This window comes from Micrococcus sp. GbtcB5, assembly GCF_019091605.1.
Lineage (GTDB): Bacteria > Actinomycetota > Actinomycetes > Actinomycetales > Micrococcaceae > Micrococcus > Micrococcus luteus.
Map to the genome: position 1 here is coordinate 1 of NZ_JAGXJK010000086.1, position 616 is coordinate 616.

At 61.9% G+C, this 616-nt stretch carries 2 protein-coding genes; both read right to left on the bottom strand.

The genetic code is table 11. The features are described 5' to 3' along the window. A partial coding sequence (locus KVS67_RS11570; protein WP_217565401.1) for a hypothetical protein occupies window positions 1-365 on the bottom strand: 365 nt, incomplete at its 3' end. 37 nt (window positions 366-402) lie between these two features. Beyond that, a partial coding sequence (locus tag KVS67_RS11575) for a Pycsar system effector family protein (protein WP_217565402.1) occupies window positions 403-616 on the bottom strand: 214 nt, incomplete at its 5' end.

Below are 616 nucleotides of genomic sequence, written 5' to 3' on the forward strand. Positions count from 1 at the left end.
AGTGCTCGCTCGTACGTCTTGACGCCCCAGAGGAGCCCCAAGCCACCGCCCCCCTGGATGTCGATGAAGTTGGCCTCGAACTCATGGAAGATGCGCACCGCTCCTTCGACACTGCTCTTGTAGATGCGGGCGGTCGACTTGTCGTGCTTGCCGGTCCCGAGGTGTGTGGACCCCTTCAAGTCACAGACCACCGCGACGACCTCAGGAAGTTTGATCCAGGTGTCACTGGACGACGAGGGGATGTCCTTGGCATTGAAGGTGCCGTCCTTCTCCACCACAGGGATGTCGGAGTTGTTCAGGACGGTGTTCACCTCCTCACCCAGTGTGTCGAGGAGGGAGGTCAGGAAGGCGGGTTCATCACTCATGTGCACAAGGCTACGGAGCCGGTCTGACACTCTTGGGCTACCAGCACAGCGCGTGGCCCACGACTACAGCCACCGTGCCCAGTAGGGACAGGAAGCCGAGGAGAATGGCGCGGTTGGCCCACGTGTACTTGCGGACCGCGACGCCCGAGTTGGCGACGATCTGACGCGCAAGGTGGTCGGTGATGACCTGCGGATTGTCGAGGGCGGCCCTCAAGTGTCCCGCATACTCATCGGGCTTGTCTGCGAAGTGC